Genomic DNA, 6,130 nt, shown 5'->3' with positions numbered 1-6,130 from the left:
GAAAATGCGGGCCGGCAGAAGCCGGCCCGCTCTCGTTCTTCCCTGCACCGCGGAGCTTACTTCGGCGCCGGGGCGGTGCCCGCGGGAGTCGGGGCGGCCGGGGCCGGCGCGGCGCCGGTGGCCGGAGCGCCCGTCGCGGGAGCGGCGCCCGCCGGAGCGGTGCCGGCTGGCTTGGTGCCGGGGATCGCAGGCGCGGCGGCGGGCGCGGTGCCCGCCGGACGGCCCTGCAGCTCCTGCTGAAGGATGCTGCTCGCGGCGCGCTGCGGCGTGGACGACAGGATGGAGAGCGCGAAGGCCAGCGCCATGAAGATCCCGCCGCACCACCAGGTCGCCTTGGTCAGCAGCGTGGTCGCCTGCCGGCTGCCGAACAGCGTATCGGTGCCGCCACCGCCGCCCATGGCCGCGAGCCCGCCTCCCTTGCCCGACTGGAGCAGGACGACGGGGATCAGGAATACGGCGTCGATGATGAGCAGCGTGAGCAGCAGGTAGAACACGGGGAGAGTCCGGGGGCTGGTGATCTGGCGTGTGGTCAAGCCTTTGAAGTTACTCCGCGGGCGCCAACTGTCAACCCGTGGCGCCGCAGATGGCGGCGAACCCGCCGGGGTCCAGGCTGGCTCCGCCCACCAGCACGCCGTCCACCCCGTCCGTCGCCAGCAGCTCGCGCGCGTTGTCGGGCTTCACGCTGCCGCCGTAGAGGACGGGCGTCGCGGCCGCCCGCTCCGGACCGAACGCGGCGGCGAGCGTCTCGCGCACCACGCGGTGCATCGCGCCTGCATCTTCGGGAGATGCGGTCTCGCCCGTGCCGATGGCCCAGACGGGCTCGTACGCGATGGCCAGCCGCTCGGCGTCTTCCGCCGACAGGGTGGACAAGACGGCGTCCAGCTGCTGGCGGACGACGGAGTCCGCGCTCCCGGCGCGGCGCTCGCCGATGGTCTCGCCTACGCAGAGGATGGGGACGAGGCCGGCGTCGAGCACGGCGCGGACCTTCTTCGCCGTCTCGTCGTTCGTCTCGCCGAAGACGTGGCGGCGCTCGCTGTGACCCACGAGGACGGCCTGCGCACCCGCATCCGCCGCCATCGGCGCGGATGTCTCGCCCGTGAATGCGCCCTTCACCTCCCAGTGGACGTTCTGCACGCCGAGCAGCACGTCCTCCCGTCCGCCAAGGGCTTCGCGCGCGGCGGCGAGGGACACGGCGGGCGGGAAGAAGACGACGCTGCGGTCGTCGTGCGCGGGCCAGGCGGCGAGGAAGTCCGCAAAGAACGCCCGCGTCTCCGACGGGCCCATGTGCATCTTCCAGTTGCCGGCGAGGACCGGCTTGCGCAGCGTCACGGGGCCTCCCGGTCCGACAGCGCGGCAACCCCGGGCAGCGTCTTGCCTTCCAGGAACTCCAGCGAAGCGCCGCCGCCGGTGGAGACGTGGGAGATGCGCTCCTCCAGCCCCATCTCCGCGACGGCGGCCGCGGAGTCGCCGCCGCCGATCACCGTGGTCGCGCCGCGGTCCGTCGCGTCAGCCACCGCCTCAGCGACGCCGCGGGTGCCGGCCGCGAACTCGGGCACCTCGAAGACGCCCATCGGCCCGTTCCACAGCACGGTGCCGGCGGATTCGATCACCCCGCGATACTCCGCCACCGTCTTGGGCCCGACGTCGAGCACCATGCGTCCGGCGGGGATCGCATCCCGGTCCACCGTCTCCGTCTTCTGCCCCGCCTCCACCTTCTCGGCGACGACGCAATCGACCGGCAGCACGAGCTTCTCGCCGGAGCCGTCGATCAGCTCGCGGGCGAGGTCCACGCGGTCGGGCTCCACGAGCGAGCTGCCCGTATCCAGGCCCATGGCATGGAAGAAGGTGTTCGCCATTGCGCCGCCGATCAGCAGGCGGTCGACCTTTGGGAGGAGGGACTGGATGACGTCGATCTTCCCGGAGATCTTCGCGCCGCCCAGGATGGCGACGAACGGCCGGCGGGGCTCGGCCAGGACGCGGCCCAGGTACTCCAGCTCGCGGTCCATCAGCAGGCCGGCGACGGCGGGCTTGCCCTCGCCCCGCATCACCTCCGCCACGCCCGCGGTGGACGAGTGCGCGCGGTGCGCGGCGCCGAACGCGTCGTTGACGTAGAGGTCGCCCAGCGCCGCCATCTGCCGTGAAAGCTCGGCGTCGTTCTTCTCCTCGCCGGGCAGGAAGCGGGTGTTCTCCATCAACAGAACCTCGCCGTCCTTCATCTCCCGCGTCGCCTGCTCCGCCTCGGCGCCCACGGTGGACGCGACGAAGCGCACCGGGCGGCCCAGCAGCCCGCCGAGGTGCCCGGCGACGGGCCGCAGCGACATCTCCGGAACCGGCTTGCCCTTGGGGCGGCCGAAGTGCGCGAGGAGGACCACGCGCGCCCCGGCATCCACCAGCATCTGCAACGTGGGCAGCGTGGCGCGGATGCGCTTGTCGTCGGTGATGCGGCCGGCGGCGTCCAGCGGGACGTTGTAGTCCACACGGACTAGCGCCCGCTTCCCCTTCAGATCGGAGGCGGGCAGGTCCTTCAGCGTGAGCTTCTCCATCCTACAGCCGCTCGCCCATGTAGCGGGCCAGGTCCACGCAGCGGTTGGAGTAGCCCCACTCGTTGTCGTACCAGGCGACGACCTTCACCAGCCCGGCCGTCACGCTGGTGCTGGGCGCATCCACGATGGACGAGTGCGGGTTGCCGATGAAGTCGACGGAGACCAGCTCGTCCTCCTCGTACTGGAGGATCCCCTTGAGCCGACCCTCGGCGGCGGCGCGAAGGGCGTCGTTGACCGCGCGGGCATCCACGTCCTTGTCCAGCTCGCACGTGAGGTCGACGACGGAGACGTCCGGCGTGGGCACGCGGATCGAGATGCCGTCGATCTTCCCCTTCACCTCTGGGATCACCAGCCCGGTCGCCTTCGCGGCGCCGGTCGTCGTCGGGATCATGGAGACGGCGGCGGCGCGGGCGCGGCGCAGGTCCTTGTGCGGGAGGTCGAGGATCTGCTGGTCGTTCGTGTAGGAGTGGACGGTGGTCATCAGCCCGCGGCGGAAGCCGAACTCGTCGAGCAGGACCTTCACGACGGGCGCGAGGCAGTTGGTGGTGCAGCTCGCGTTGGAGACGACGTGGTGCTTGGAGGGGTCGTACAGGTCGCCGTTCACGCCCAGCACGACGGTGATGTCCTCGTCCTTGGCGGGGGCGGAGATGATGACCTTCTTCGCGCCCGCGTCGAGGTGCTTGGCGGCGTCGGCGCGCTTGGTGAAGCGGCCGGTGGACTCGATGACGATGTCCACGCCCAGGTCGCGCCACGGCAAGGCCGACGGGTCCTTCTCGGCGAACACCTTCACCTCGTCGCCGTCCACCACCAGCGCGTTCTCGCGCGTCTCGACGCTGCCGGCGAAGCGGCCGTGCACGGAGTCGTAGCGGAGCAGGTGGGCCAGCGTCTTGGTGTCGGTGAGGTCGTTTACCGCCACGAACTCGATGTCGGTGTAGCCGGCCTTCCTGGCGGCACGGAGGACGTTCCGGCCGATGCGGCCGAACCCGTTGATGGCGACGCGAATGGACATGTCTCTCCCTGGAGCGGACTGGCGGGTTTGCGTGTCTGGCCGGCCGTGCCGCGCGGCCGGCCCTGGCTTCAGCGGTGCAGCTCGGGGAAGACCCGTGCGAAGGTGGCCACGGAGACCACGCGGGCGCCCGCCCCCAGCAGCGCGTCGGCGCACTCGAGGGCGGTCGCGCCCGTGGTCCACACGTCGTCGACGAGGACGACGTGCTCCCCGCGCAGCTCGCCGGCCCGGCCCGCGGGGACGGCGAAAGCGCCCGCTACGTTAGCCCGGCGCTCGCTGGGATGCAAGGTGGTTTGCGTGGCAGATGCCCGCGTCCTGGCTAGCAGTTCGGGATCGGACGTACGTCCGGTGAGACGCGCGAAACCCTCCGCCAGGAGGGCGGCCTGGTTGTAGCCGCGCTCGCGGACGCGGGCGGCGCTGGTGGGCACGGGAACGACCAGCCGCGCCTCGTCGCCCACGTCGTCGGGGAACGGCAGCGCGGCCATCTTCGCGGCCAGCGGCGCCGCGGCGGCCGACCAGCCGCGGTACTTCACGGCGTGGACCAGGGACCGCACGCCGTCGCCCATGACGTAGGCGGAGCGCACGGCGCGGACGGCGCTGGGCCACTCTTCGCACGCGCGGCATGTGGGCGAGGGCGTGCGGCCGGGCAGCACGGGACCCCAGCAGCGCCCGCACCGGGGGGCGGGCACGGGCCGGCAGCGCGCCCAGCACACGCGGCACACCAGCCGCTCCGTCTCCGCCGTGGACACGGCCTGGCCGCAGCCCACGCAGACGGGGGCGAAGACGAGGTCGAGAGCACCGACGAGGACCTGGCGGGCCAGGTGGAGCGCGCTCACGCGTCCTCCAGCGCGGCGCGCATCGCACCGAGCGGCGGCTCCACGCCCCACCAGCGGCGGAAGGCGGCGGCGCCCTGCCGCAGCAGCATCTCCCGTCCGTCCGCCGCGGGCACGCCGTGCGAGCGGAGAATGCGCACCCACGGCGTGCTCCGGCGCGAGTACACCAGGTCCAGCGCGGCGCCGAACCGCGGACCGCCGTCCAGCGGAAGCGGCAGCGCGTCGGCCTCGTCCATCCCCAGCGACGTGGCGTTGACCACCAAGTCGAAGTCGTCGTCCGCCAGATCGTGCACGTGGGCGGCGGTGCACACGTCGCATTCGCTCACGCCCAGGCGGCTCGCCAGCTCGTCGGCCCGGCGGAGGGTGCGGTTCAGTACCACGAGCCGCTCCACGCGCTCGCTCACCAGCGCATGCGCCACGGCGCGGGCGGAGCCGCCCGCGCCCAGCAGCAGCACGCGCGCGCCCGCGGGCTCCCGCCCCAGCAGCGCGCGCACGGCCCCGGCGGCGCCCTCCACGTCGGTGTTGTCGCCGCACACGCGGCCCTCCTCCAGCCAGAAGGTGTTGCAGGCGCCAGTCGCCTCCACCGCCGCCGTGCGCCGGTCTACCGACTCCGCCGCGGCCTGCTTGTGCGGCTTGGTGACGTTGCCTCCGCCGCCCGCGTTCGCCAGCGAGCGCACCAGGCCGGGCACGTCGGCCGGGGCGCACCGCAGGGCCACGTACACGCCGTCCAGCCGCGCGGCGGCCAGGGCGGCGTTCTGGAAGGCGGGGGAGAGCGACTGTGCGACGGGATCGCCCAGCAGGGCGAACACGCGCGTGCGGGCGGTTGGCGTCACGGGTGCAGGATGGGGGCGAGCCGGTCGAGGGATGCGTCCACCAGCTCCGTCAGCTCCAGGAAGGTCTCCTCGTACACCGCCTCGCCGCCGCCGAACGGGTCGCGCACGGCGGGGCCGCGGCCGGGGCCGCCCGCCGCGAAGCTGCCCAGCAGCGACGACTTGTCGCGCCCGCCCATGCGGTTCAGCGCGGCCAGGTGCGACTGGCCCATCGCCAGCACCACGTCGGCCCAGTCCACCAACTCCGGCGTGAGGCGGCGGGACGTGTGCGCGGCCACGTCCACCCCGTGCCGGCGGGCGACCGTCACCGCCTCCGGGCTCGCGGGGTCGCCGGCGTGCGCGCTGAGGCCGGCGGACGCGACCTCCACGTTCTTCCAGCCGCGCCCGCGCACGGCCTCGCGCGCGATCGCCTCGGCCATGGGCGAGCGGCAGGTGTTTCCGGTGCAGACGAAGAGGATGTTGAACGTCGTCGTGCGCGGCGATTCCGGCGCGTCGTGCGTCATCTCCCGTCCGGGGCTGCGGTCGCGGCTGGCATCCATGGTTCGTCGTCGTTCGCGTTGCGTTCCGTCGTTCCGGCAGCCTCGGGCGCCGAAAACCTGGCGCGGATGCAAGAAACGCGCGCAACGGCGCGGGAAGATCGGCGGCTCGCGCGCTCCGATCCAATCGGCCTCGGCCGGTCGTTCCAAGCCGTTTCGGGAGATGCGGATCGGGCGGATGCGTACGGGTCAGCGCCCTCCCGATTCGACGTGACACTATAGTCGGACGAAGGTCCGGAGATGCGCATCTTCCGCCCCGTTCCGGTGCACTTCGTCGGATCAGCGGACCCGCGCGCCGCGGCAGGTCGATAGATGCTCGGCCGTGGTGGTGGAGCGGGCGATGCTCAGCCGAGACGAACGGTCGGCGATGCTCGGGCCGAGT

The 6,130-nt window shown here is 72.8% G+C and carries 7 protein-coding genes; all 7 read right to left on the bottom strand.

Annotated elements, in window-relative coordinates; genetic code table 11:
• Positions 1–56: 56 nt before the first annotated feature.
• The 7 genes from secG to VFE05_04510 all read right to left on the bottom strand — a co-directional run bounded on the left by secG (position 57) and on the right by VFE05_04510 (position 5,751).
• The gene (gene secG / locus VFE05_04540) at positions 57–533 is read right to left on the bottom strand and encodes a preprotein translocase subunit SecG (GenBank protein HET6229325.1); all 477 of its coding nucleotides are present in this window, start codon (positions 531–533) and stop codon (positions 57–59) included.
• 31 nt (positions 534–564) lie between these two features.
• Entirely contained in the window at positions 565–1,329 is a 765-nt protein-coding gene (gene tpiA / locus VFE05_04535) for a triose-phosphate isomerase (GenBank protein HET6229324.1), read from the bottom strand.
• A complete protein-coding gene (locus VFE05_04530; GenBank protein ID HET6229323.1) occupies positions 1,326–2,543 on the bottom strand; it encodes a phosphoglycerate kinase in 1,218 nt (405 codons plus the stop codon). The genes tpiA and VFE05_04530 overlap by 4 nt, the downstream gene beginning before the upstream one ends.
• A gap of 1 nt (position 2,544) precedes the next feature.
• A complete protein-coding gene (gene gap, locus VFE05_04525; GenBank protein HET6229322.1) occupies positions 2,545–3,552 on the bottom strand; it encodes a type I glyceraldehyde-3-phosphate dehydrogenase in 1,008 nt (335 codons plus the stop codon).
• A gap of 68 nt (positions 3,553–3,620) precedes the next feature.
• Positions 3,621–4,385, bottom strand: coding sequence for a ComF family protein (locus VFE05_04520; protein HET6229321.1), 765 nt, complete (start codon positions 4,383–4,385; stop codon positions 3,621–3,623).
• Positions 4,382–5,215, bottom strand: a complete 834-nt coding sequence (gene aroE, locus VFE05_04515) for a shikimate dehydrogenase (protein HET6229320.1) — start codon at positions 5,213–5,215, stop codon at positions 4,382–4,384. Before aroE ends, VFE05_04520 begins: the two co-directional genes overlap by 4 nt.
• Positions 5,212–5,751, bottom strand: a complete 540-nt coding sequence (locus VFE05_04510) for a low molecular weight protein arginine phosphatase (GenBank protein HET6229319.1) — start codon at positions 5,749–5,751, stop codon at positions 5,212–5,214. Before VFE05_04510 ends, aroE begins: the two co-directional genes overlap by 4 nt.
• Positions 5,752–6,130 lie beyond the last annotated feature (379 nt).

This window comes from Longimicrobiaceae bacterium, assembly GCA_035696245.1.
Classification (GTDB): domain Bacteria; phylum Gemmatimonadota; class Gemmatimonadetes; order Longimicrobiales; family Longimicrobiaceae; genus DASRQW01.
This window is presented reverse-complemented; position numbering and strand designations above follow the sequence as displayed.

Bases quoted from the DNA above. Each gene is read 5' to 3' on its own strand.
- VFE05_04530 (HET6229323.1), bottom strand. From the start codon at position 2,543: ATGGAGAAGCTCACGCTGAAGGACCTGCCCGCCTCCGATCTGAAGGGG.
- gap (HET6229322.1), bottom strand. From the start codon at position 3,552: ATGTCCATTCGCGTCGCCATCAACGGGTTCGGCCGCATCGGCCGGAAC.
- VFE05_04510 (HET6229319.1), bottom strand. From the start codon at position 5,751: ATGGATGCCAGCCGCGACCGCAGCCCCGGACGGGAGATGACGCACGAC.